The following is a 25666-nucleotide window of genomic DNA, read 5'->3' on the forward strand; positions in this document are numbered from 1 at the left end:
GAGCTGTCAAAGTACAAAATCCAACAGTTTAAAAAGTTCAGAAACTCACGATTTGGGTCTTGACTTCATATAGCTGGTCTCCTCTCTATGATGCATGTTCGACATATCCCGGCCCTGCAAACGCTTTCCCGAAGCGGCCGGGCTTTAAAAAGTCGTCGCAAACCGCAGCGCGGTCTCCTCTATAGCGCAATCGACGCCCTCTTCCGCGACGATCTCCCCAATGGAGGGGGCGACGATGGACCCCCGCAGCGGGTTCTTCACACCGTCGATATGCGTTGTCACGGTGGCCTGCACCTCGGATTTCTCGAACGCCAAATCGCATCCGTCCATCTCGCAGTCAACCAGCGTGAGATTTTTGCAGTAGCACAAGGGCTGCGTGCCCGAAATGCGGCATCGGACGAGCGTGAGATGGTTCGAGTACCAACCCAGGTACTCGCCCTTCACGTCGCAATCGACCAGCGTGACGTTGTCGGCATGCCAGAAGGCGTCCTTGGTGTCCAGCGCGCACCCGGACAGCTCCGCCTGGCGCACGTACTGGAACGAGTACTTGCCCGCAAGCCGCACGTTGCGAAGCTCGAGATAGGCGGCGCGCATCATGAAGTACTCGCCCATCGCAGAAGTGTCGGCCATGCGGCAGTGCTCGGTTGACCACCCGAACTCAGGCGAGGAGATATCGCAGCCCTCGATAACCACGTCGCGGCATTCGCGCAGCGCCTTGATACCGTGCAGCTTGCTGTTGCGCACTTCCGCGTGGTCCGTGTACCACAGCGCCGCGCGGCAACGTTCGGTGAGCTCGCAGCCGTCGATCACCACACGGCTATCGTGCCAGAACGGATAGCGAAGGTCGCAGAAGCAATCGCGCACCTCCGCATCGGAGCTCTCCTTCAGAAAGCTCTCTCCGTCGGCCGGGCCGGCGAACCGGCAGTCGCGCACGACCAGGTTCCGCGATCCGTACAGAGCCCTCTCCTCGTCGAACGTCCTTCCTTCGATAACCGTGCCTTCCACCGCGTTCCTCTCTCCTCGAAGCGCATTCCTGACTTCGCTTTGCCAAAGATTCCTCAACCGACCGCCGTGATCTCGACGGCTCCCGACAATCTGGCGATGTTCTCCGCGCCCGACACAGCTTGGCCTAACTCGTAGAGGTCGGGATTCGGCGCGTAATCGCCGTAGAACATGACCACGTTGCCCCACGGCTCGTAGTAGGCGAGCGTGCCTGCGCCGCCCTCGGCCGCAGGCGCGTCCGAGCAATCGAGCGCCTTGGGCGGGTAGAATATCTTCTCGTTCGAACTGTAATTCGACACGTCTGCGGAAAGCGGCAGTTGGGCGCCAAGCCCTGCGGCGGCATCCGACGAATTCAGCTCGAACGTCACCACGGCGCCTTGCGCTCGCGCCTCGATGACCTCCGCCGGCACCACGTCGGCGACCTGCGCGCCCGGCGCCGCCTCCGCATCCTGACCGCTCGCTCCCGCCTGAGCGCCGTCCGCGCCCTGCATCTCATCGGACGGTGAGGCGGCTTGGCTTTGCGCTGCCTCACCCACCCTCACCGACGAGCCATCGCCCGAGGCGCACCCGCCCAGCGCGCCCAACATGCCCAAAGCCGCCGCAAGGGCCATCGCCGTCACCAGCTTCCCCATGTTCGCCCGCCTTCCCTTCGTCGGCGTGGCCGCGCTTTCCGCAGCCGCCGCCTCTCGCCTTAGCATGGTATCGCCGCTCTTTTAAAATAGCCAATACTTCTGTAGTATGTTCAAACATAGACAAAAGGCATGACAGGAGAAGCTATGATAGAAACACGTCTGCTGCGCTACTTCCTAGCGGTGGCCCGCGAGCAGAGCATCACGCGCGCAGCGGCGGCGCTGCACGTCACGCAGCCCACGCTGTCCAAGCAGATGATGGACCTCGAGAGGCAGCTGGGCGTGCAGCTGCTCGTGCGCGGCAAGAAGCAGGTCACGCTCACCGACGAGGGAACCTACCTGCGCGCCCGCGCCCAGGAGATGATCGACCTCATGGAGCGCACGGAGGCCGCATTGCGCAGCGAGGAGGGCACCCTCGGCGGAGACGTGTACCTCGGTTGCGGCGAGACGCGCGTCATGGAGTTCGTCGCCGACGTGTTCGCCCGCCTGCGCGCGGACTTCCCCGAGATGCGCCTGCACCTGCACAGCGGGGATGCCGAGGAGGTGATGAAGCGGCTTGACGAGGGGCTTTTGGACTTCGGGCTTTTGCTGGGTCCTTTGCATCGGGACAAGTACGACTACCTGGACCTCGGGATGCGCGACACCTACGGGCTGCTCATGCCCGCAGACTGCCCGCTGGCCGAGCGCGGTTCGGTGACGCTTGACGACCTTAAACAGGTGCCGCTCATCTTCCCCAACCAACCCTACAGCGGGCACCAGCGCCTCGACTGGTTCGGCGCCGACTTCGGCGCGCTTCATATCGTGGCCACCTACAACCTCCTTACGAACGCGACGTTTCTTGTAGAGCGAGGACTGGGCTACGCGTTTTGCATCGACGGCCTTGTGGATGCGCAAAACGCGCGCGGCCTTGCGTTCCGCCCGGTCGAGCCGGCCCTCACGCTGGACGCGTGCATCGCTGCGAAACGCCACCGCACCCTCTCCCCTGCTGCCAAGCTGTTTTTGGAACGCCTGCGCAAGGAAGTGGGCCGGTAGCTGGTCCGCGATGCGCGAAGCCCCGGAACGCAAGCAAAGCAGACACCCGAAGCAGCACTCGAGCCGCCACATCCGCTAAATGGAGCGAACACCCCAATCAGTAGCCAGGTCACCACGCCCGACAAGCAGAACGGGCACCCAAACTGCAACATGCGGCAAGCAGAACGAGCGCCTCGCTGCACGCAACAAAACGAGCGCTTTCCGCGCATGATAGAATGAGGACAAACGGCAGACCAGCGCGCCGAGGGGAGGGATCGATGAGCGAGGATGCGTTTCGTTATCTGAAATGGAATGATGACGTCGTGGGCATCGTGCGCCGCGACCTTTCCGTCTCCTTCGTGAACGCCGACCTCAACCCAACAGTGGCGCTCTGCACTCAGGGCGCGCCGTCATGGAGCTCCTCCGCGTTCCTGGAATTTCTCTCCGAGCGCATTGTCAGCCCGCAACGTCGCGACATTGGAAAGCTGCTGTTCAGATGCGGCCTTTCCGAATACGACACGTTCAAACTGGCCGATGCGACGCACGCCATTCACCCGCGAGACGAACTATGGCTGGCAGCCCGCGCAGATGACAAACTCTCCGATGCGACAACCGACGTGTTTGAATCGGTGTTCCTGCACCGCATCGACGCCGAGGGTGACAGCGTGAACACCCCCGAGGGCTTCAACGTCAAACGCTACGCGGCGTTCGAAGGGCGCTACGGCATTGTCAAGCAGCGCATCAGTCCGCTGACTGCGGACGTTGAGTCCGAGATAGCCGTTTACCTGCTCGCACAGGAGATGGGAATCCCCTGCTGCCCCGCACGCCGTTTCGATGCCAACTCCGTGTTCTCGGAGTTCGTATACGATTTCGCCGAGGAGTACCTGGTGCACATGCGCAGGCTGTTCAACGGTCCGCGCGGCAAAAACGAGCTGGACAACCTGCTCACGGTGCGGCCCGCATACGCCGACGACTTCTACCGCATGGTGCTGCTCGACTTCGTCACCAGACAAGACGACCGACACCTGTCGAACATGGCACTCAAAATCAACACCGAAGGCGAATCGTTCTACCCGCTCTACGACAACGGTCGCAGCCTGTTCTACGAGGACACCGAGGATATGGTGCGGGCGGCCATCAAAGACCCCGCAACCCACGCCACCACGTTCGGATACGCGGGAACCTACTGGGACCACGCGCGCGACGTCGCCGCGCGCGGCGTCAAGTTCGGCAAGCTTGCGAACCTCGACATCTCCGAGCAAACCGTGCAGGCCCTGCTTGAAGAGGCCGGCTTCACCGGCTACCGCCTTGCCGGCGCCCGCGAATGGATCATGCGCTCCCTCGCCCTCGTGCGCGAGCTGTAAACCTGGGAAGGGTGCCGCTCCCTCTCCCTATCATGCCTATAAGGAATAACTAACAATCGAATATAAGCATTGGCTATTCTTTGCCGGCAACGTTACCGTAAGGGGCGAACGAAATCGTTGAAAGGAACTGCCATGCCCGCTGCCTCCCCCGTCCCTGCCGCACGCGCCGGCCTTGTATCGGCGCTGCTCGTAGCGCTTGCCTTTGCGCTCGGCTTCGCCGAGTTCGTGCTCATCGGCATCACGCCCGATGTGGCCGAAGGGATAGGCGCGCCCCTTGTTGCCGTTGGCGACCTGGTGGGCTACTACGCGCTTGCCTGCGCGGTGGCCACCCCCATCATCTCGCTTGCGTCGGCGCACGCCGACCGCTTGGGGCTGACGGCCGCATTGCTTGTCGTATTCAACGCGGGCAACCTTCTCACGTTGTTCGCCAATGACTACGCGCTGCTGGTTGTCTCGCGCCTCATGCCCGCCGTCACCTCCGGCACGCTTCTGGCTATAGCTATGACCTACGTGCCCGACATCGTGGGCAACACGCGCGCCCCGCGCGTCATCGGGCTGCTGCTGGCCGGCTTCTCGGTGTCGAGCGTGGTCGGCGTGCCCGTGGGAACTCTGCTCGCGGACGCATTTGGCTGGAAGACCGCCTATGTGTGCGTGCTCGTGCTCGGCCTAGCCGTGAGCGCGGCCTTGCTGCCCTCCCTGCCCCGGCAAGGCGCCTCCGCCACCTCCGCAGCCGAAAGGACGTCGCCCGCCTTGCGCTCCCAGCTTCGCATTCTCGGCGACGGCCGCGCGCTCGCGAACACCGCGATGATCTTGCTGGGCGCGGCGGGCACCTACGTGTTCCACACCTATCTGACGCCCGTGCTCGAAGGGCCCGTCGGCCTTGACAGCGTCGGTGTGAGCGCCGTGCTGTTGCTCGTGGGCGCGGCATGCGTGGGGTCCAACCTGTTGTCGGGTTGGATAGCCGAGCGCTTCGGCCTGCGCGCCCTGCCCGTCACGTTCGCCCTGCACGCAGTCGCTCTCGCTCTGCTGGCTGTCACCATCCCCTCGGGCCTGCCCGCCATCGCCAATGTCCTTGTGGTGGCGCTGCTCATGTACGTCATGAACTCCACCGTGCAGATGCTCTATCAAAACGTCGCGCGAACAGACTACCCGGCAGCCGTGACGTTTTCCGCCTCGCTCCATCCCATGTCGTTCAACGCGGGCATAGCGTTCGGCTCGCTCGTTGGCGGCGCGGTGGTGAGCACCGGCAGCCTTGCAGCCACCGGCCCGGTAGGCGCCCTTTTCACCCTCGGCGCCTGCGCCCTCGCCGTCGCACTCGTTAAGCTGACGGCAACAAAGCACGAGAAGCGCGTCGCCTCGCCAGCTATTGAGGTTAGATAACAAGCGAAACAGGCACGGAAACGTCAGTGGGTGCCAAACATGGCATCCACTGACGACCTGGTTTACAGCGATTCCTCCAAATAAACCGGAAGATACTCGCGCAACATAGGCAGGGCGAACGAAAACGTGCCGCGCGGACTAGCGTCTATCACTCCGTGCTCCAATAAGCGGCGCTTGTACGTTGACACATGGCCCGACGATTTCCCCAGCCTCTCCACCAACTCCGATGCCTCGCTCACGCGGTCATCCGCAAGCATGGCGACCAAAAATTCAAGATCGGCTGCCGATAGCTCGTCAAGCGTCGGACGCAAGACGCGCTCGCCCATGTCCTCTCGGGCACGTTCTACCCCTTGCTGCACGTGTTCGAGAGAAACCGTACGCTCATCCCCGGCCGCCTGCCAAAAGCGAAAGCCAACGAGTTGCATCATAAACGGAAATCCCCCGATGGAAGAAACCGCCGCATCAAGAGCCTTGTCGCCAATAGCTTTCTCCGACAGTTCGACGGTGCCCCGAAGCGCCCGCCGTACGTCAGCGTCAGACACCGCATTAAGTCTGTGCTGGCAAGCGCGCCGAAGGAACGACACCGTCTGGTGCCCAAGCAGCCTCGACACCTTATGAGGCAGCCCCGCCATGAGCAGCGACACCTTGCGCCCTTCACCAACGAAATGCTGATACACCGCCGAAAGCTCAATCATCTCGTCAAGTTCCGGATCCACTTCGTCCACGGTGACAAGCAACCCGACCCCATGCTCATGCAGCTTTTCAAGCACATCGGTCATACGACTGCGCCAGTTGCCGGGAGCAGCCGCTGCGTACTCCCACTGCAAACCGAGCGCACGCGCAAACGTCACACCAGTCAACCGCACACTCCCCTGCTTTTCAAGCAGATGCGCCCCCTTGCGCAGTGCCTGTTCCAACACATCTTCAAGCATACCCGGAATAGCCGTGGCATTCACAGCTATCCAACCACGCTGCTCGGCTTCAGCCGATAAATCGAGCAGGAGGGCCGTTTTGCCCGTCCCGCGCGCACCTGTAAAAATGGTGCACAGATTCGGATCACCCGGGCCCTCATCAAAAGCGTGTTGCATGTCGGCGAGAATAACCTCACGACCCGCCATCAAAGGCGGCACCTGTCCAAAACTCGGCGTGAACGGATTACGCATACCCTATCTCCTCTTCCGCAAGCGAACGTTGCTTGCTTTTAGATCTTTTAGTTCTGTTTAGTTTCTTTAGGTTGGTTTAGTTTTTTTAGTTCATTTTAGCAGTTTTAGCAACAGGCTTGAATAGAGGAGACATGAGCTTCAATCGCGCCTGTTTGCGTGCGAATCTGTTCGGTTGTAAGCTGGTCTTGCTGCAGAAACGCCCCGGGCTTCGACGCGTCTTTCCTGCGTTGGGGGCCCGCAGCCACCCGCTTAGCCGGCCCGCCTTGAGCAGCCGAGAAAGGCAACCACTATGGACCAGCACGCAACCGACCTCGCCTACCTGGTGAACTACCTGCAAGAGGAGCGCGGTATGGGCGCCTCAGCCGTGGAGCCGCGCAGCGATTCTGTGTGGTTTGACCGCACGTGGGAGCGGTTTCGCGCCCTCGTCAACACGCGCGAGCCCCTGCCCGCGCCCCCTGAGTTTCTTGCTGTGCAAGACCGGTTTTTGCAAGGACTCATCGCGCAAGCAGGCATAACCGATGCCGCCACCCTTCCCCCCTGCCCCGCCGACCCACGGCTCGCGCTCTGGCGCGGCGACATCACCCGCTTGGCCGCAGACGCCATCGTGAACGCCGCGAACAGCGGCATGCTGGGCTGCTGGATTCCCGGCCACCACTGCATCGACAACGCCATCCACACCTATGCCGGCGTGCAGCTGCGCCTGGAATGCGCGCGCCTCATGCGCGAGCAGGGCTGCGAGGAGCCCACGGGGCGCGCCAAGGCAACACCGGCGTTCAACCTGCCGGCGCGCATGATCATCCACACCGTGGGACCCATCGCCAACGGCTCGCCCACCGCCGCCCATCGCACGCAGCTGGCCCAGTGCTACCGCAGCTGCCTGGACGCCGCCGCGCAACACGCCTGCCGCACCATCGCGTTTTGCTGCATCAGCACCGGCGAGTTCGGCTTCCCGCAGCAAGAGGCGGCGCGTATCGCGGTCGCCACCGTGCGCGCCTGGCTCGACGAGCAGCAGGCCCGCCGCCCAACGGACGCGCCAAACGGCAAAACCCTGCCCGCCCGCCCCTTGCGCGTCGTGTTCGACGTGTTCGGAGACGCCGACGAGAGCATCTACCGCGCGCTTCTTGGCCTTTGAAACACCAACGCAAGCTATAGCGATCCCTCCACCGCCCAACGGGGCGACCTTTGACAACGCGCCCCTATCTTCCATTTCCGGCAACACAAAGAAGCAGGCTCGGCGGGCGCGTCATGCACCCACCGAGCCTGCGTCACCAACGCACAAAGCACGTCAGCGCATCCTTACTGCTGTTTGCGCCTCCGGTACGCGGCCGCCGCCGTCAGCGCACTTGCCATTGCCGCGAGGAGCACCGTTCCCGCCGCGACAGACTGCGCGGCGTCGCCCGTCCTGACGAGCGTGGACGGGTCCTTCTTGCTCGCAATCGGCGTCGTTTCCGCCTTGGGGCCTGCCTTCAAGCCCGCCTTCTGCGCCTGCGCGAACGTATCATGAGCGTTTGACAGAGCAAGCAGCGTGGACTGCGCATCCTCCTCTCGGGGCGTGCCCAGCACCAACTCTGCCCGATAGTTGCCGCCCGCCCGCCACATGTCGGCGAGAATGGACGACTCGGCTGCGGCGATAGCGGCAAATCCCCAGCAGGTGCCCCAAGGGTTCTGAAGCTTTACGGGCGTCACCAAACCGTAGTCGCGCAAGTCGAATTCAGAATTGGTGATAGACGCACCGGTTAGGGTTGCTTCTTCCTCCAGCGAATTCGCGGCGGGCGCCGGCGTGTCAGATGCATCCGCATATGAATAAGGCTGATACGTTGCTGCATCCATCTGGCCAACTGCTGCCTGCCATTCGGAAACCTCCGACTGCTCGTCGGCAAGAGCCGCCGTTGGAGCCACCCCGCACAGCCCGAACGCCAGCGCAAACGCCATGCATCCGCGAAGCACCCTGTGTCTTGTGCGGACGATTCCAAGCGCTTTGGCCTTCTCCATACGTCCTCCTTTGTTGCAGGAACACTACGACGCGGGGGGCTTTTTATCCAAAGCAACGACTCACCCTCTACGCCTCAGGAAAATTATACGCAACAACACTTTGGATCAACCAGACGCCCGTGTACCGTTCACGCGCCAGAACGACTTTTTACGCGCAGATCCTCCGCATACCACCAGGCATGTTTCATGCGCATACCCCCACATGCCCTCCGCTGAACCGCCGCCAGCATAAAGCCCGCACGCAAACGCCGATACCTCGAACAACGCGGCAAAGCGTTCCTTGCGGCGTCGCCTCATCGCACCGAGCAACCTCGCGCTCGCCTCCTATCCCAACGCCACGGCCAGCGCCACCAGCAGGGCGCCGCCCGCAAGCGCCGTCGCGTCCAGCACCCGCATCGGGTACTCCTTGTAGCCGCTCGCAGCCGTGCGCAGGTTGAAGCCGCGCACCTCGGCGGCGATGGCGGCGCTGTTGGTCTTGCGCACCGACGACACCAGAAGCGGCACGCACAACGGCACCATGAGCCGCGCTTTCTGCACGATGCCGCCGCGGTCGAACTCCACCCCGCGCGCCGTCTGCGCCTCCATGACGCCCTTCATGTCGTTCATGAACACGGGGATGAAATGGACCGTCGAGGTGAACGTGAACGCGTACTTGTACGGCACGTGCAGCACCTTCACCGCCGCGTTGGCAAGGTCGTTGGTTTTGGTCACGTAGAACACCAAAAAGAGCGGTATGGCCGCCGCCGCAAGACGCACGATGGTCGTGAGCGCCGCAAGCAGGCTTCCCGTGCCGATGTAGCCCCACGGCAGCTGCACAAGCTGCACGCCTGCGGGCGTTGTGAGCAGCTGCACCACTGCCAAAATCAGCGAGAACGCCAGCACCGCCCGCACCAGTCCGAGCGTCTGCCGCACCATGCCGCACATTGCCGCCAGTGCAAGCCCCGCCGCCAGCAACGCCATTAAAAACACCAGGCTGCTCGTGCAAAAGCAGGCAACGGCGAACAGAGCCGCCGCGCCCAGCTTCGCCACGGGGTTCATGCGGTGCAGCGGGCTTTCCCCCGGCACGTACTCCAAAAACGCGCTCATGCGAGCCCTCCTTCCGCAACCGTCGCCACCGCTTCCACCATGTCCTCGAGCGTGTTCGCCCTCCCCACCGGGCCTTCCGCCAAACTCGGCACACGGCGCGCAAGCTCCAAAGACACATCCACCACCTGCGGCGGCATGAGCGAGGCGCGCGCCAGCGTGTCGCGGTTGCGCAGCACTTCGAACACGGGACCGTCGTCAACCACGCGCCCGTCGTTCATCACGATGCAGCGCTTCGCGTAGTCGGCCACCACCTCCATGTCGTGGCACACCATGAGCACCGTCGTCCCCGCCTCGTGCATACGGCGCACGATGTTCATCACCTTCGTGCATTCCCGATAGTCCAGACCCGTCGTCGGCTCGTCGAGCACCACCACCGGCGGCGCGAGCACCACGATGGAGGCGAGCGCCAGCAGCTGACGCGCGCCCCGGTTGAGCAGAAACGGGTCGACGTCGGGGTTGAAGCCGAACTCGCGGATCATCTCGTCAACGCGCTCCTCGGCTTGTTGCGCGTCCTCGAAAGCGGCGCCCTTCCCCGCCAACCCGAGCGCCTTGAAGCCGAACAGCAGCTCCTCGCGCACCGTGTTGCAGCAGATCTGGCTGTCGGGGTTTTGGAACAAAAAGCCCACCGTGCGCGCCAGGTGGCTCGTCTTAAGCTCGGTGGTGGAAACGCCGTCCACCAGCACCTGGCCCGCATCCGGCTTCAAAAGGCCGTTCACCAGACGCATGGTGGTGGACTTGCCCGCGCCGTTCGTGCCTGCAAACGCCACGAACTCCCCCTGCTCAATGGCGAAACTCACGCCTTTCAAGACGGGAAGCGCCGCCTCGTAGGACGCGCGCACCTCCCGAAACTCCACCATGCTCATGCGACCACCCGCTCCAACGCATCGCACGCCTCGCTCACCGTGCGCACCGCCGCACGCTCGCACACGCCCCTGTCGGCCAAACGATTTACCAGCGTGGTTGACCGCGGGCAGTTCACCCCGATCTCCAGCAGCTCATCGGCATGAGCAAGCACCTGCCTTGGCTCGTCGGCAAAGCGGATGCGCCCGCCCTCAACCACCACCAGCATATCGGCATAGCGCGAAAGGAGCGCGATCTTCTGCTCCACCACCACAACCGTGGTTCCATGAGTGCGCGCGTAGGAAACCAGCAGGTCGAACACGCTCTGCGAGCTGGCTGGATCAAGTTCGGCGGTCGGCTCGTCCAGCACGAGCACCTTCGGCTCCATGGCCAGCACCGAGGCGATGGCCACCTTTTGCCTCTGCCCGCCGGAAAGCGATGCGATGGTTCGCTCGCGCAGATCGGCTATGCCCATGTCGGCGAGCGCCCGTTCCAGGCGGGTTTCCATTTCGTCGCGCGGCACCCCGAAGTTCTCCATCCCGTAGAGCACCTCGTCTTCCACCACCGGCGTCACGAACTGGCTGTCCACATCCTGGCACACGCTTCCCACCGCACATGAGAGGTCGGTGAGCGCCGTCTCGCAGGTGTCCAGCCCGCCCACCAGCACCGACCCGTAGAAATCGCCCGGATAGCAGTGCGGCACGATGCCGTTCATGGCGTAGGTGAGCGTGGACTTGCCCGAACCCGCCGGGCCGGTGATGCCTACAAACGTCCCCGCCGGAATGGAGAGGTTGATGTCGCGCACCGTTGGCTCACCGCCCTCCCGGTATTGAAACGAAAAGTCAGTGATTTCTATCATAGGGCGCCTTTCTAAAACGATGGAGGTTACCAAAACGATATAGGTTGAACAAAACGGTACCGGTTGAGTAAAACGACACAGGTTGAACAAAATGGCACAGGTCGAACAAATGTCAGCGAGGGTTCGCGCGGTGCCTCAGATTGCCGAAATGGCGCAGGTGACGCGTACTTCGGCACGCGAGCCTTCGCCATTGCGGCAAGATGAGGCACCCCGCGAAGCCGCAGCGTCGGGCGGTTCCGGCGGTCGGTAGACCGCCGGAACTCTTAGCGCTTCAAAACCTTCTTGAGCGGCAGCGCCAAAATCTGCACCAGCACCGCGTTGAACGTGGCCGTGCCCAGCACGATGGCAGCATACGTTGCCAGCGCCACCATCATGTCGCCACCCGTGGACATCACGTTGATGCAGACCGACAAAAACGCGAACACGCCGCCGGACACCAGCGTGGAGGCAAACGTGTTCACCAGCGGATTGAGGTCCAGCTTGTCGCCGATTTCCATGGGCACCCTCACCAGCAGGCCGCACACGAGCGCGCCCAGCACCTCGGAGGGGATGTTCAAAAGCGGCGTGGCGTTGAGCAGGGGAATTTGGCACACAAGCCCGGCCAAAAGACCGATGACAACCGCCTGCCCCACCTTCGGCCGCGTCAAGACGATGGCCAGGCAGTACATGGCGATGATGAAGTTGGGCTTCATGCCCATGGACGAAAGCAGCGAACCCACCGTGAGTTTGAGCACCGCACCCGCCGCCAGCAGCACGGCGATGAGGATAAGGTCCTGTGTGGAAAGCCCCGCCTGTTTTTGCGGCGCGGCCACTTCGCGCTTGCGCGCCCCGACAGGCGATACAGCGGCCACCTGCGTTGCAACCTCGCGCTTGATCTGCTGTTCCATGTTCCTCAGTCCTTTCTTGGCGGAGCTTCCCGCCGGTCGTTGCCCCTCCCGGGGCGTCATCCTTTTGCCGGCACGCGCTTCGCTGACGAGGAACCCCCCATTGCCGTCCAACAAAGAGCCGCAAACAAAAAAGACCTGTCCTTCGAGATAAAGGACAGGTCTTCAACCTGCGGTGCCACCTTTATTGGCTCTGCAATGCAGAACCCTCTCACGAACATGCCAACACATGTTCTGCCCTTGACGCAGGCTCACGGTCCAGATACTCGGTCGCTTTCTGCAGCGCTTGCGTCTGCATCCGGCTTCCTTTCCCCTTTCCCTCGGCGAACCATTTACCGCCCAGCTTCCTACGGGAATCCCAGCTACGCCCGCTCTCTGTGAGTGCTCATGACGGCTTGACTTTCGCCTCATCGGTTTGAGGTATTCAGTTGTGGCGCAAACTATAGCACAACGCTCCGGAATGCTGTCAAGAGGAATTTGGGGCAATCTGGCCGCCGCAAGAGAGCGCACCTTCTCAAATGCAAGGAGCTGCGAGGGCGCGGACATGGCGTGGGCACCGAAACGCGCAGGCAGTTACGAAAGCGGCTTCCCCTCTCTGCGAAACCGACGTTGCCGCAAGCACGCGTCTGCCGAACCCCGGGCCACGCCCCCCTGGCCGGGTGCGTCGACGGGTCCCGCCCGCCGGGTCAAGCCCTTCAAGGCGCCTGCGGGACCTTGCGCGGCAAGCCGACCCGCGCGTGCCGCAGGGCGCCGTTCGCGGTCAGCCCGCGATCGCGCCCTGCCCCGCCGCTCACTCCCCGGCGGCGAGGTAGGCCATGATGAGACGACGGGTCTCGGCGGCCGTGGGCTCGCCGTCGCCATGAACGCGCAGCATGGAGCGCGTGCGCGCAAGGCCGATGGCGGTGGACGAGGCCACCAGCGCCTCCTCTTCCACCGACTGGCCGGCGAGCATGCGGCGATCAGGGTGCTCGGCCAGATGGGAGCGCAACGCGGACGCTATGGAGTGCTGCACGGCCAGCAGGTCGCGCTGGCCCTGGAAGAACAGCTGGGGCATGGCGCACAGCGCCTCGCGACGCAGGGCCGCAACGTCCTCGTCCTCATCCGACGCCAAGCTTGCGCCCACCACGTCCACCAGTACATCCAGATAGCATGCCTCGCTCTGCTCCGCAAGGACGGCCGTCAGCCGCTCGTCATCGGGAAACGCGTTGAACCGGCCTGTGACGGCGGCCGCCTTCGACGGGAAGTAGTTGAAGAAGGTCTTTTTCGATATCTCGGCGCGGGCGCAGATGTCCTCCACCGTCACCCCGTCGAAGCCCCGCTCCAGCACCAGTTCGAGCGCCGCCCGCTCCGCCGCAAGCCGAGCTTTGAGCTTTTTGCGGTACCTAAGCCCTTCCGAAGCTGCATGCTCCTGATCCACGTTACGTTCCGCCTCCCGACGATGACGATGCCGATGTGCCGTTTCCGTGCAGGGTACCACAACTTCTGTTTCGAGCACTTTTCTTTTACCGAATGAATATTTATACTGGGTGTAAATTACCGGAGCCGCCGACAGGGGCGTCTTCGGGGCCGGGCGCAAGCCCTCCCCGAGGACGCCTTTGTTTGCGGCAGCACCTCACGCATCGGAAGGAACACGCTCTATGGGTCTTACGCGTAAGCAGATCGTCATGTTGGCCGTCCTCGTGTTCGGCACGTTCGTCACCGTGCTCAACCAAACCGTCGTGGCCCCGGCCCTACCGTCGGTCATGGCGGAGATGAGCGTGGACGCCGCCACCGCGCAGTGGCTCACCACTGGGTTCACCCTGGTGAACGCCATCATGATTCCCATCACGGCGTTTCTGACCGACCGTTTCACCACCAAGCGCCTGTTCTTGGTCTCCATGACCGTGTTCACGCTAGGGAGCTTCTTGGCCGGCTGGGGGCCGAACTTCGCCGTGCTGTTGCTGGGGCGCCTTGTGCAGGCGGCGGGCGCGGGCATCCTCATGCCGCTGGTGATGACCGTGCTCATGTGGACCTTCCCCGTGGAGAAGCGCGGCACGGCCATGGGGCTGTTCGGTGTGGTCATCGCGTTCGGCCCGGCTATCGGCCCCACCGTGGCGGGCGTCATCATCGACAGCTACACCTGGCACGACCTGTTCTACATCATCACGGCGCTGTCGGCGACCGTGGTGGTCATCGCCGCGTTCGCGCTGCAGAAAGGCGGCGACACCAACAAGGACGTCACGCTGGACGTGCCCTCGGTGATCATGTCCACCCTCGGTTTCGGCGGGCTGCTCTACGGGCTTTCCACCATCGGGTCGTACGGTTTGAGCATCGACGCGGCCGTGGGCGCTGCGGTGGGCGTTGTGGCGCTGGTGCTGTTCTTCCGCCGCCAGCTGGCGATGGAGCGTCCCATGCTGCAGGTGCGCGTGCTGCAAAACCGCAAGTTCCTCATCGCCACCATCATCGGCATGCTGGTGCAGGGCGCGCTTTTGGCCGGCGGCATCCTCATGCCCATCTACCTGCAGTCGCTCATGGGCTACTCGGCCACGGTGTCCGGCCTGGTGCTTCTGCCCGGCGCCATTGTGATGGGCGCCATGGGACCGGTGGCCGGCCGCCTGTTCGACAAGCACGGCCCGCGCATCTTGAGCCTCATCGGCACCGGCATGCTCGCGCTCACCACGTTCTGCTTCGCGTTTTTGGGGCCGAGCACCGGCATCATCATGCTCACCGTCGTCTACACGCTGCGCCTGTTCTCGCTGTCGCTGGTGAACATGCCCATCACCACCTGGGGCATGAACGCGCTCGACAACGAGCTGGTCAACCACGGCACCTCGGTGAACAACACGTTCCGGCAGGTGGCGGGTTCTCTGGGCACGGCCATCATCGTGTCGGCGTCCACCATCGCCACCAACCTGGCCTCGCCCGCCATGGGAGAGCCCGCGGCCAGCTTCTTCGGCATCGACATGGCGTTTGCGGTGGCGGGCCTGCTGTGCTTGATCGGGTTCATCATGACCGTGACGCTGGTGAAGGACAAGCCCGGCGAGACGGCCGCCCGCGACAAGGGCAACGCGCGCCGCACGGTGCTCGAATCCGTCATGAAGCGCGACGTGTACACGCTGCCCGCCGACGCCACCGTGGCCGAAGCCATGAAGCTCATGGTGGACAAGGGCATCAGCGCCGCGCCGCTCGTGGACGCGCAGGGCAAGGCCGTGGGATTCGTGTCCGACGGCGACATCATGCGCTTTCTGGCAACGCGCAGCGCTTCGGTTATGGACCCGGTGGTCATGATAGTGCAGACCGTCCGGTCGGATTCGCGCGACTTCGGGCAGAAGCTCGACGAGCTTATGGACATGCCGGCCAAAAGCATCGGGGCCCGGGGCATCATCGGCGTGGACGCGCACGCCGATTTGACCGAGGTGTGCCGCGTGCTGGGCGAAAACCATCTCAAGAAGGTGCTCGTGCTGGACGAGGGCCAGGTGGTGGGCGTCATCAACCGCTCGGACATCACGCAGCACACCATGAGCATGTACCTGGAGAAGCGCGATGCGAACGCGCAAGCCGCCCCGGCAGATGACGGGGCCAAGAAACCTGCGGGCGACGAAGGCTCGCTGCCCGTCGTCATGCGCTGACGCCCCGGCAGACGGCGTTGCGTCCCGCGCCTCCGCCCGCGAGGCGCGAAACCCGCCGCGCGGCGCTGCCGAGCGGACGCCGAGCGAACGCCGGGCGGAGAGCTACCGAACAGCGGCGAGCATCTCGCGGGCATGGGCGAGGGACGTCTCCGTCGCGTCGCCGGAGAGCATGCGGGCGATCTCGGCGGGGCGCTCGTCTGCGGCCAGGCGACGCAGGTCCGTCTCGGGCACGTCGCCTTCGCCCTTGGTCTTGCGCACCACGTAGTGGACTTGCCCGCGCACGGCCACCTGCGCAAGGTGCGTGACCACGATCACCTGGTGCGTGCGCGCGAGGTCGGCCAGCACATCGGCCAGCGCCACGGCGGTCGAGCCACCCACACCGGCATCCACCTCGTCGAACACAAGCGTGCCCACCTCGTCTGCCGCGCCCAGCACCACTTTCACGGCCAACATCACGCGGCTCGCCTCGCCGCCCGACGCGATGCGCGCAAGCGGGCGCGCCCGCATGCCGGCGCCGGGGCGGAACAAAAACTCCACCGCCTGCGGACCCGTGCGCGTCCACTGCGCGCGGTCGAGCGGACGCAGATCGCACACAAGCTGGGCGCCGCCCATCTCCAAACGCGCCATCTGCTCCGTGACGGCGGCGGCGAAGGCGGGGGCGGCTTCCCCACGCGCTGCGGCCAAAGCGCGGGCCGCCTGCGCAAGCGCCGCCTCGGCCGCGTCGCACGCGCTTCGCGCGGCGCGCTCGCGCTCGGCCGCGTCGTCCACCAGCGACACCAGGTCGGCCGCCTCCTCGCGTTTGGCCAGCACATCGGACATGCGCGGGCCGTACGCGCGCAGAAGGCCCTGGAGCGCCGCCATGCGCTCTTGCTGTTGCGCGAGCGCCTCCGGGTCGAACTCCACGTTGTCGCGGTAGTCGCGCGCCTCGCGGGACACGTCCTCCAGCACGTAGCCCGCCTCGCGCAGCGATTCAGCGAGCGCTCCGAGCGCGGCGTCGTGGCGCGCCGCCCCGTCGAGCGCGGACGCGGCCGCGTTCAGGGCGTCGAGCGCGCCGCCCTCCCCCGCAAGCGCCTCGTGCGCGGCGTTCGCGGCCGTGGCCAGAGCCTCGGCGTTCTCCACGCGCGCGAGGTCGGCCGCCAGATCGTCGTACTCGCCCTCGCGCGGACCCACCGCGTCGATGCGCGCGAGCACGAAGCGCGCCTCGTCAAGCTTCGCCGACGACGCCTCGCCCGCCTCGCGCACCCGATCAAGCTCGGCTGCGGTCTCCACCGCCTGGGCGAACGCTTTTTCGTACGCCTCCCGCGCCGTCGCGACCGCCTCGCCCGCCCACGCGTCGAGCATCCGCACATGCGACGCCGGCTTCATAAGCCGCTGATGCTCGTGCTGGCCGCACAGATCGATCGCAGGCGCCACCGCATCCGCCAACTCGCCCACGCCGGCCATGCGCCCGTCGATGCTCACGCGCGACCGCCCGTCGGCCCCCACGCGGCGCACCGCCACCAGCTCGGACGCGGGATCGGCCGGATCGAGCCCCTCTTGGTAGAACCGCCCCGACACCACGAGCGCGTCCTCGCCGTCGCGCACGGCCCCCTTGTCGGCGCGCTCGCCCATGAGCAGCTTGAGCGCGGAAAGCAGCGCCGTTTTGCCCGCGCCCGTCTCGCCCGTGAGCACGGTCAGCCCACGCGCCGGCTCGAGCGTCGCGCGCCGTATGAGCGCAAGGTTCTCAACCTGGATCTCGTCGATCATCGCACACCTCTCGCGGCATCATGTTTCGTCGATGCCCCAGTATACCAGCAGCGGCCACCCAAGCGAGGTCGATCCACCCGAACAAGAGCCGCCGACACCGCTCTGACACTTCTTGCGAACGGCCGGTGGAAGCAAGGATGTTCGGAGCCTCGTGACGAACGATCTAAGCCGCAAGCACTCCATGAAACCTGATCAGTTCTCTTTTAGGCGATCAACAGTCTGGAGGTGGTCTTTTTTCAGACGCCGCCAGCCTTAGAAGAAGATCTCCTCCGACTTGCTCAGCAGAATGCGGCAGGCGTCTTTTCCCGCAGAAATTCCAGCATGCAGAACAGATCCGCACACTGGAAAAGCCCGAATCTTCACAACCTACTTCAGCTTCGGTTTCGACGATTCAAGCCCTCAGTTTCGGCTGCGTGTCTATTGTATGCGTCTTGCATTCCGTATTCACGCAATCGCAACCGATTGATATAATGACCATATCGTCGGGGTCGTTTCGGACGTAAGCCCAAGGGAGCCACATCGGCTAGCACGAGGCACCCGACCTTCTCTTCCACATCGTTTTGATCTCCAGTTTACGCTTGCCACGTTGAATCGTGACTAAATAAACGGTGTGCCCCATGTTCTTCGTCAGAAGAAACTTTTTGTTTCCCAGCTTGTCAGTGTCGGTGTGCTCGCAGGTGTCGAATTCGTTCAGTACTGTGGGTATGCGCCCAAAGTCCGAGGGTTTGACGGCAACCTGACCACGCTCCTCCTCGTTGGTGCCATGCTTGCGCTTTATATGGCGTATGTCGCTATCGGTTATGAAAACGTTCTCAAGCGCGCTTGATAGATGCTCGGACATGGCGACAACGAGCCTGCTGCCAACATCAATGCTTATCTTGATCCGAGCATCGCTACCATTCCATACGCTTTCGGCAGCCCCAATGAGCAGCGTCTCTTCGGGATACGCGCCCGTTTAACAGAGGAAACACGCACCGAAGCCCAAAACGTTTTATATATTGGCGCGAGTGTGCCCTCACAACGCTATCGCCTGACACAACGGTAAGGAATCCGTGAATGGAAGACTTCTTTACCGTAGTGATCGCGAAAAGACTGAGAAGGTTGAATCTTCGGGCTTGGGGGGGGTTGTTTGCAGGGTACTATGTCCATGACGGGGAAACAAGGAGGGCCGGAGCCGATGCGCGTCGAAAAACGGAAGACAGGAGGGATTCGATGTCCGGAAACGAATTGACCCGCCGCTCGTTTGTGAAGATGGGGATGGCGGGGCTTGCCGGCGGGGCCCTGACCGCCATGGGCGGTTGCGCCGCGCAACCGCAGACGCAGTCGCAATCGCAGTCGCAAGCCGCGGAGGGCGCCGACGGAAGGAGCGACCTTCCCACAGACCAGGTGGGCACCGACGTCGCGTCTGCGGAAAGCATCGCCCGGCCTGTCGCCGACGACATAGACATCGAAGCGCCCTCCCAGGAGATCCGCTACGACATAGTGGACAGCCACCTGCACTACGTGGACTTCCTGGAGAAAAGCGACGGCTTTCCCGCGCTCGTCCGCGCGCAGGACATGTCGGGCGTTTCGCAGTCCGTCATCTTCGGCATGGGCATCGCGAAGCAATGGGACGAGCACACGCCGAAAGCGCCCAGCTACTACCTCTCCAACGATAGCCGCTGCTATTACTACTCGGGCACCGACTTCATCCTGGCCGAGGAGCTGCTGGCGCAGCCCGCGTCCACCCGAGAGCGCTTCTTCCCGTTCATCTGCGGCATCAACGGCAACGACCGTTTCGCGGCCGACCATATCGAACAGCTTTTGCGCCTCTACCCGAACTTCTGGTGCGGCATCGGCGAGATCATGAGCCGTCACGACGACCTCACGGCGCTCACCTACGGCGAGCCCCCGCACCTGGACCACCCGGCGTTTTTGGACGTGTTCGACCTGGGCGCGCAGGAGGGCCTGCCCGTGCTCGTGCACCACAACATCACCGCGCAGAGCTGCGAGGACGTTCTGTATTTGGACGAGCTGGAGGCCGCGCTTCAGCACAACCGCGACTGCAACATCATATGGGCGCACGTGGGAATCTCGCGCCGCGTGGAAATCCAGGGCCTCACCCAGATTGCGGACGGACTCTTGGAACGCAATCCCAACTGCTACATCGACATATCGTGGGTGGTGTACGACTACTACATGCAGGACAACTTCCCCAACGACTACCGGGACGGAAACACCATGGACGATTGGGTCGCCCTCATCGAGAAGCACCCGGATCGCCTGATGATAGGCACCGACAAGGTGGGCCACTGGGCCACCTACCCCGCCGAAGTGGTGAAGTACTACGAGCTTTTGGACAAGCTCCAGCCGGAAACGGCCGCCAAGCTCGCGAAGGAGAACATCCTTGCGCTCGTGAAGCGCTGGTAGCGGCACCGAAGCGCGAATGCGAACCTGACGGCGACGCCGAAACGAAGCGGAGCGGAAACGCGGACCCGGCAACGGCGTTGAGGCAAGAGCGCGAACCGGGCAACAGGCGGCGAACCGCCGAACAACGGGCCGGAGCATCCTCCCCAAGGGACGCCCCGGCCCAGCACTGGCACAGCCCGCAAGCCGCTTCCCTACAGCGCAAACCTATCGCGCAAAGACTTCGCACCGCCCGCGGCACCGGCATTGGCGGCCTCGCGCTGTTCGCGGTGCAACTCCATGAGGTAGGCCACGCAATCGGTGCGGTTGCAGGCGCGCAGAAGCTCAATCTGCCTCTCGAACACCTCGTCGTCGATGAAGCCCGCTTCCACCAGCGCGCGCACCATGGCCACGTCGCCCTCGCGCGCCACGCGTTCTAGGGCGGGCCGACCTTGGGAGCGCAACGCGCGCACGAGCGCCGCTCGCGTCTCCTCGTCCAAGCGGTACGGAACGGCCAGCCGATGCAGCAGCGCGCCCAGGCCGTCGGGCAGGCTCTCCCCCTGCCGCAGCATCTCGTCGTAGCGCGCGAAGTCGAAGGGCACGCCGTCGGCCGCATCCGCAAGCCAGCAGCTCGACAGCTGGTTCGCCGACACGTGCACCACCGCGCCGACGCGCGCAAGACGGCACACCGCGTACTCGAAGCACCCCTCGCCCACGCTGCGCACGCTGGCCGGCACCACAACGGGCCCGTCCAGCTTGCGCGACCAGAAGCAGTGCGCGCCTATGGCCTCCAGCCCCTCGGACAGCACCAGCCGCTTGGTCGCACGGCACGCGTTGTCGCGCTCGATCACGCGCACGGTGTCCGGCACGATCACCGACGGCGGCGCCCACGGCAGCGCCCGCACGCCGATGCGCACAAGCGGCCGGCCTTCCACCTCGCGCGGAAGCGCCAGAACCTCGCTTTCGCCGACAGAAACGCCTTCCACCGTGGAACCTGCGTAGCCCGCCGCCGCGAACTCCGTGGCCGCCTCGGCTGCGGCGGCGAAGGGAGACGGCGCGCCGTCCGCGGCATCCGCGTCCCCTCCGGCCTTGCGCACGGCCACCGCGCGCACGGCGGCCTGCTCGGCGAACCGCCGCGACACCGACACCGGCTGCGGCGGGCCCGCAACCAGCACCGCGCCCTCGTCGTCGAAGTCGTACCAGCAGCCGTCCAGCTCCACGGCGTCCGGCCCCGCAAGACGCACGCCGCGCTTTGCGAGCGCGCGGTGCGCAGGGGCCTCCTCGGGGCAGCGCCACACCGCGTCGTCCCAGTTCCGCGCTTCCACGCGGGCAAGCGCGCCCCCGCAGTCCACCACCGAGGGAGGCTCGCAGCCCTCGGCGAACGCCGCAGCCGCCACCCGCTCCGCATCCGCCGGAAGCACCACGCGCTCGCCGTAGGGAGACGCCAAGAACAAAAGCTCGCGCCCTCCGTCGGCGTACAGGCTGCCGTCGCGGGCAAGGTAGCGTTTGTTGCGCGCGTCCACCGAGTACTCCCGGCGCGCCAACCGCGGCGACACGCCCGCCAGGTCGCAGCGCTGCTCGCCCAGCAGCTCCACCGAGCGCCCCACGTGTATGCGCCGCGCGCTCACCGCCAGAAACGCGTTCGCCGCCACGCTGCGCACGGTGTCGGGGATCACGAGCACCCGCATGCCCACGCCCTGCACGAAGCGACGGGAGAACGCCTCGGCGGCTATGCGCACCACCGGCACGCCGTCCACGAACGCGGGCAAAACCACGGCCGCATCCTCGCCCGCATCGGCCGCCTCGGCGAAACGCCGCAGGTCGAATCCCACAAGCGCGTATCCGTCCGCGTCCTGGCGCACCTTGACGGCATCGCGCAGGCCAGCATCGATGCGCCCGGCCCCAACGGCACCGCCGGCAGCGGCCCCCTCCCCGCCCACCGCGAAGCGCGCGGCCTGCGCGAGCAGCTCCTCGCGCTCCTCGTCGGTGATGCCCATGCCCAAGGCCCCCACCACGAACAGGTCGCCGTCGGTGCCGCCGCGCACGGACGCAAGGTCGTCGGCCGCACCGGCCGCCCCCTCGCCGGCGTCGCCCTCGGTCCAAGGCCGGTACGGCAGAAGCTGGGGCGACCACACCTCCCCTTCCTGGGCCCGCGCCGCCTCCACCACGTCCACGTCGGAGGCGCCAAGGTTCAGCGGGTTTTTGATCGCATGCTCAATGACATCCTCCACGGAAATGTCCGCACACCGAAACACCAGCGCGTTTTCGTTCATAGTATTGTGCTACCTCCCAAAACAGCCTGCTTTGGCATCGGTTTACCGTCGGCGTGCTCCATGCTACACTGCGGAAAGCGGCGAAGGCAAGGGCTGCGACCGCGCTTTCCGGCTTGCCGCCGGCACGCGTCGCTCGCCCGCGCCGAACCGCGCAAACGTTCGGCTCCGCGCCCCGTCGCGACCGATGACCGAAGGGCGCGCCGCAAGGCGCGGCCGCGTTCGCACGAAGGAGCACCATGGCCGCCGAAGCCGCAGGCCCGCTTGCACGCCAGGCCCTCGAACTCGTCAAGAACGAGCTGCTCGTGAGCCTCAGGTTCATGAACGCCGCCTTCTCGCGCCTGGCCCTCCTCCCCGCACCCGGATCCACCCTGGCCACCGACGGCGCGCATCTGCGCTACGACCCGGCGGGCATCGCCCGCGCCTACGCCGACGATCCCGCCGCGCTCGCGCGCGCCTATCTGCACATCGTCCTCCACAACGTGTTCCTGCACCCCTTCCCCGGCACCGACGTGGACGCCGTCCGCTGGGACGCGGCGTGCGACATCGCGGTGGAGAAGGTCATCGCGGATTTGAACCTGCCGGCCACGCGCACAGCCGCATCCTCTCGGCAGCTTGCCGCGCTCGCCCGCATCGATGCCGCGCTTCCCCTGGTCACAGCCGAAACCGTCTATCGCCACCTGCTCGACCGGAACCTGGACGACCACGAGGTGGAAAAGCTGCGCGCGCCGTTTTTCGTGGACGACCACGCTCCTTGGCACCGCATGGCCGCCGAAGAGGCCGCGCGCGACGCCTCCCGCGCAGAGGGGCACCGCGACGAGGGCGAGCGCCACGCGGGCGCCGAAGCGGCAGCGCGGGCCGGCAAAAACGGCATCGACATGGACGTTCCCCAGCAGGCGCGCGACGCCAAGAAGAGCCGCTCGTCGCACGGCGCGATGGACCCCGACGACATCATGCAGAAAGACGCCCCCGAGGAGGCCCACGCCACCGCCGCCGGGCGCTTCGCGGACACGGTCACGCTCGACCGGGCGCGCGACCAGTGGAAAAACGTCGCCTACGAGATGGGCGTGCAGCTGGATTCCTACATAAAGCTGTGGGGCATCGACGGAGCCAACCTGTCCATGGGTCTTAAAGCCGTCACGCGCGAGCGGCAGGATTACCGCGAGTTTCTGCGCAAGTTCGCGCGCATGGGCGAGCAGATTCGCGTGAACGATGACGAGTTCGACTACGTGTACTACTGCTACGGCCTCACGCGTTACGGCAACCTGCCGCTCATCGAGCCGCTGGAGTACGTGGAGGAGAAGCGCATCCGCGACTTCGTCATCGCCATCGACACCTCGGCCTCCACCAAAGACGGCCTGGTGCGGCGCTTCATCGAGAAAACCTACGCCATCTTGGCCGAGGAGACGAGCTTTTTCGCCGACATGAACGTGCTCATCGTGCAGTGCGACGCCGCCGTCACGGACGTCGCCCGCATCGCCAACCTGGACGATTTGAACGACTACCTGGACAACCTGGAGATCCGCGGGCTGGGCGGCACCGACTTCCGCCCCGTGTTCTCCTACGTGGACAACGCGCTTGACCAGGGAGACCTTGTCAACCTGGGCGGGCTTATCTACTTCACCGACGGACAGGGCACCTACCCCGCCCGCAAGCCCGACTACGACGTGGCGTTCGCCTTCGTGGACAATCTCACCGCCCAGGCCAGCCCAACCGTGCCGCCCTGGGCGATGAAGGTGGTGCTTGAAGAAACCGCCATCATGCAGGATGAATCCGCTTTATCCGCCGCAGACCCCAAGCGCGGGGAAGCAGCGCGCTAGAAAGGACGCACCATGGACATCCGCCAAGCGAAAGACCAGATCAAAAACGCCATGCTCGCCTACTTCCTCAAAGACGAGTTCGGCAACTACCGCCTTCCCACCGAACGGCAGCGCCCCGTGTTCTTGCTGGGCGCGCCCGGCATCGGCAAGACCGCCATCATGGAGCAGATCGCCCAGGAGCTGGGCGTGGGCATTGTGTCGTACTCGATGACGCACCACACGCGCCAAAGCGCGCTCGGCCTGCCGTTTATTGCAAAGAAAACCTACGGCGGTGTGGAGTACGACGTGTCCGAGTACACCATGAGCGAGATCATCGCATCGGTGTACGACGCCATGGAGGCCACGGGACGACGCGAGGGCATCCTGTTTTTGGACGAGATCAACTGCGTGTCTGAAACGCTCACGCCCGCCATGCTGCAGTTTTTGCAGTACAAGGTGTTCGGGAGGCACCGCGTGCCCGACGGCTGGATAGTGGTCACAGCCGGCAACCCGCCCGAGTACAACCGCACGGCGCATGACTTCGACATCGCCACCTGGGACCGCCTCAAGCGCATCGACGTGGAGCCGGACTTCTCCGCTTGGCGCGTGTTCGCCGTGGAGGCGGGCGTGCACCCGGCCGTGCTGTCGTACTTGGACATCGAGCGTGACCACTTCTACCGGGTGGAAACCACCGTGGACGGCAAGTCGTTCGTCACCGCGCGCGGGTGGGACGACCTGTCGGCCATGATGAAACTCTACGAGGAGCAGGGTATTCCCGTAGACGAGCTGCTGATAGGCCAGTACGTGCAGAACGCCGAGATAGCCAAGCATTTTTCCGTGTACTACGACCTGTTCACCAAGTACCGCTCAGACTACCAGGTGGACCGCATCTTGGCGGGCGAGGAGGACGCCTCAGTGGAGGAGCGCGCCCGCGAGGCCGCCTTCGACGAGCGCGTGTCGCTCATGGGGTTGCTCACCGACGCGCTGGGCAGCACTGTGCGCACCGCCGTGCTGGAGGAGCGCGCCGTGGAGTTCGCGCACGGCAAGCTGGCGGCTCTGCGCGATGCCGTTGCAGCGGGCGGGGCGACAGATGCAGACTCGGCGGATGTGCTGCCGCTTCTGCGCGAGCAGACCGCGGCCCTGCAACGGCAGCTGGAAACGGAGCGCGCAGGCGGCCTGCTTTCTGACGAGGCGTACGTGTCCTACGAGCGCACACTTGCCCTGTTCGATGCCGCGCTGCGTGACGCCCAGGGTGGACACGTTGCATTCGGCCAGATCAAAGAGTTGTTCGGCGAATCGGTTGACGCGCTTGAAGCCCAGGTGGACACCGCCTCGCGCGCGCTGGACAACGCGTTTGCGTTCGTGGAGCGCGCGTTTGGCGAGGGCCAGGAGATGCTGCTTTTGGTGACCGATCTTTCGGCCAACCGCTACAGCATGGCGTTCATCAACGACCACGGGTGCGAGCGCTACTTCGCCCACAACAAAAGCCTGCTGTTCTACGAGCGCGGCACCGACCTGGCCGAGCGCATCAACCGCTTGGACCTGGACGTGGAATGAGCCTAAGCGGGCTTGCGGGCACGCCATCCCCGCCCGCAAGCCCGTCGTCCACGTCCCGCTCTCTGAGCCTCTGAACAAGCGAACTTGAATT

The 25666-nt window shown here is 64.6% G+C and carries 20 protein-coding genes; 8 read left to right on the forward strand and 12 right to left on the reverse strand.

Annotation, left to right across the window (positions count from 1 at the left end):
* Positions 1-144: 144 nt before the first annotated feature.
* Both ACWKY3_RS08265 and ACWKY3_RS08270 read right to left on the reverse strand, forming a co-directional pair.
* Complete coding sequence (locus ACWKY3_RS08265; RefSeq protein WP_449315943.1) at positions 145-1005, reverse strand: DUF3737 family protein; 861 nt, start codon at positions 1003-1005, stop codon at positions 145-147.
* Between the two features lie 53 nt (positions 1006-1058).
* Positions 1059-1700, reverse strand: coding sequence for a cyclophilin-like fold protein (locus ACWKY3_RS08270; RefSeq protein ID WP_449315944.1), 642 nt, complete (start codon positions 1698-1700; stop codon positions 1059-1061).
* Positions 1701-1778: 78 nt separating this feature from the next.
* Here ACWKY3_RS08270 and ACWKY3_RS08275 point away from each other — a divergent pair, with 78 nt between their 5' ends.
* The 3 genes from ACWKY3_RS08275 (at position 1779) to ACWKY3_RS08285 (ending at position 5386) form a co-directional block, all read left to right on the forward strand.
* Positions 1779-2663, forward strand: coding sequence for a LysR family transcriptional regulator (locus ACWKY3_RS08275; protein WP_449315945.1), 885 nt, complete (start codon positions 1779-1781; stop codon positions 2661-2663).
* 257 nt (positions 2664-2920) lie between these two features.
* Positions 2921-4006: a hypothetical protein gene (locus ACWKY3_RS08280; RefSeq protein ID WP_449315946.1), complete on the forward strand. Its 1086-nt coding sequence runs from the start codon at positions 2921-2923 to the stop codon at positions 4004-4006.
* Between the two features lie 132 nt (positions 4007-4138).
* A complete protein-coding gene (locus tag ACWKY3_RS08285) occupies positions 4139-5386 on the forward strand; it encodes an MFS transporter (RefSeq protein WP_449315947.1) in 1248 nt (415 codons plus the stop codon).
* Between the two features lie 62 nt (positions 5387-5448).
* On the opposite strand, the gene ACWKY3_RS08290 is transcribed toward ACWKY3_RS08285, so the two are convergent.
* Positions 5449-6549 (reverse strand): ATP-binding protein, encoded by a 1101-nt coding sequence (locus tag ACWKY3_RS08290; protein WP_449315948.1) that lies wholly within the window; start codon positions 6547-6549, stop codon positions 5449-5451.
* Between the two features lie 289 nt (positions 6550-6838).
* Here ACWKY3_RS08290 and ACWKY3_RS08295 point away from each other — a divergent pair, with 289 nt between their 5' ends.
* Positions 6839-7681, forward strand: a complete 843-nt coding sequence (locus tag ACWKY3_RS08295) for a protein-ADP-ribose hydrolase (protein WP_449315949.1) — start codon at positions 6839-6841, stop codon at positions 7679-7681.
* 164 nt (positions 7682-7845) lie between these two features.
* Here ACWKY3_RS08295 and ACWKY3_RS08300 read toward each other — a convergent pair whose 3' ends face one another.
* From ACWKY3_RS08300 to ACWKY3_RS08325, 6 genes are all read right to left on the reverse strand, one after another.
* A complete protein-coding gene (locus tag ACWKY3_RS08300) occupies positions 7846-8541 on the reverse strand; it encodes a C1 family peptidase (protein WP_449315950.1) in 696 nt (231 codons plus the stop codon).
* Between the two features lie 324 nt (positions 8542-8865).
* Entirely contained in the window at positions 8866-9627 is a 762-nt protein-coding gene (locus ACWKY3_RS08305) for an energy-coupling factor transporter transmembrane component T family protein (protein ID WP_449315951.1), read from the reverse strand.
* Positions 9624-10490, reverse strand: coding sequence for an energy-coupling factor ABC transporter ATP-binding protein (locus tag ACWKY3_RS08310; protein WP_449315952.1), 867 nt, complete (start codon positions 10488-10490; stop codon positions 9624-9626). The genes ACWKY3_RS08305 and ACWKY3_RS08310 overlap by 4 nt, the downstream gene beginning before the upstream one ends.
* Positions 10487-11326: an energy-coupling factor ABC transporter ATP-binding protein gene (locus tag ACWKY3_RS08315; RefSeq protein ID WP_449315953.1), complete on the reverse strand. Its 840-nt coding sequence runs from the start codon at positions 11324-11326 to the stop codon at positions 10487-10489. Before ACWKY3_RS08315 ends, ACWKY3_RS08310 begins: the two co-directional genes overlap by 4 nt.
* 263 nt (positions 11327-11589) lie before the next feature.
* Complete coding sequence (locus ACWKY3_RS08320) at positions 11590-12213, reverse strand: tryptophan transporter (RefSeq protein ID WP_449315954.1); 624 nt, start codon at positions 12211-12213, stop codon at positions 11590-11592.
* Between the two features lie 787 nt (positions 12214-13000).
* A complete protein-coding gene (locus ACWKY3_RS08325) occupies positions 13001-13627 on the reverse strand; it encodes a TetR family transcriptional regulator (RefSeq protein WP_449315955.1) in 627 nt (208 codons plus the stop codon).
* A 220-nt stretch (positions 13628-13847) separates the two neighbouring features.
* Between ACWKY3_RS08325 and ACWKY3_RS08330 the strand changes: the two genes are divergently transcribed.
* Positions 13848-15818 (forward strand): MDR family MFS transporter, encoded by a 1971-nt coding sequence (locus ACWKY3_RS08330; RefSeq protein WP_449315956.1) that lies wholly within the window; start codon positions 13848-13850, stop codon positions 15816-15818.
* Between the two features lie 102 nt (positions 15819-15920).
* Here the strand turns inward: ACWKY3_RS08330 and recN are convergent, their stop codons facing one another.
* Both recN and ACWKY3_RS08340 read right to left on the reverse strand, forming a co-directional pair.
* Positions 15921-17564 carry a DNA repair protein RecN gene (recN, locus tag ACWKY3_RS08335; protein ID WP_449315957.1) on the reverse strand — a complete coding sequence of 548 codons (1644 nt, stop codon included), beginning with the start codon at positions 17562-17564 and terminating at the stop codon, positions 15921-15923.
* A 523-nt stretch (positions 17565-18087) separates the two neighbouring features.
* The gene (locus tag ACWKY3_RS08340; protein WP_449315958.1) at positions 18088-18405 is read right to left on the reverse strand and encodes a PBECR3 domain-containing polyvalent protein; all 318 of its coding nucleotides are present in this window, start codon (positions 18403-18405) and stop codon (positions 18088-18090) included.
* Between the two features lie 371 nt (positions 18406-18776).
* Between ACWKY3_RS08340 and ACWKY3_RS08345 the strand changes: the two genes are divergently transcribed.
* Positions 18777-19973, forward strand: a complete 1197-nt coding sequence (locus ACWKY3_RS08345) for a hypothetical protein (RefSeq protein ID WP_449315959.1) — start codon at positions 18777-18779, stop codon at positions 19971-19973.
* A gap of 191 nt (positions 19974-20164) precedes the next feature.
* Here the strand turns inward: ACWKY3_RS08345 and ACWKY3_RS08350 are convergent, their stop codons facing one another.
* A complete protein-coding gene (locus ACWKY3_RS08350) occupies positions 20165-22222 on the reverse strand; it encodes a leucine-rich repeat protein (protein ID WP_449315960.1) in 2058 nt (685 codons plus the stop codon).
* A 236-nt stretch (positions 22223-22458) separates the two neighbouring features.
* Between ACWKY3_RS08350 and ACWKY3_RS08355 the strand changes: the two genes are divergently transcribed.
* Entirely contained in the window at positions 22459-24039 is a 1581-nt protein-coding gene (locus tag ACWKY3_RS08355; RefSeq protein ID WP_449315961.1) for a vWA domain-containing protein, read from the forward strand.
* Between the two features lie 12 nt (positions 24040-24051).
* Positions 24052-25575 carry an ATP-binding protein gene (locus tag ACWKY3_RS08360; protein ID WP_449315962.1) on the forward strand — a complete coding sequence of 508 codons (1524 nt, stop codon included), beginning with the start codon at positions 24052-24054 and terminating at the stop codon, positions 25573-25575.
* The last annotated feature ends 91 nt before the right edge of the window (positions 25576-25666 follow it).

The organism is Rubneribacter sp., from assembly GCF_965361815.1.